Source organism: Bradyrhizobium sp. MI1.3 (assembly GCF_055811695.1).
Genome location: NZ_JBVVPQ010000293.1, coordinates 1 through 324 on the forward strand (window position 1 = coordinate 1; position 324 = coordinate 324).

General features: G+C 66.4%; 1 protein-coding gene. It reads right to left on the reverse strand.

What is annotated here, in order from left to right:
* The coding region (locus AC0L3A_RS41075; RefSeq protein WP_473256628.1) for an IS66 family transposase at positions 1-324 on the reverse strand (324 nt) is incomplete at both ends.

A 324-nucleotide genomic window follows, 5' to 3' on the forward strand; every position in this document is an offset into this window, starting at 1 on the left:
CTCGCGCAGCAGCCAGGTGTGCATGTCGTCGAGCAGCGGCTTGCTTCTCTCCTGGCGCACGGCGCGCCGCTCGTCGGCGCTAAGGCCATTGACGGCGCGCTCGATCTCGAACAGAGCGTCGAGGCGTCTGACCGCCTCCAGCGCGATCGGGGAGACCGGTTTGCCCCTGTGGCCTTCCCGGGCGTTCTTCTCGATGTCGGCCAGCTCGAAGAAGCCCCGCCGCGCATGGGCGAAGCAAAACGCCGGCGTAATCGGCAGCACCTTCTTCTGCGGATCGAACAGCGGCTCGAAGCCGTTGTAGCAATCGGCTTGCAGGATACCGGC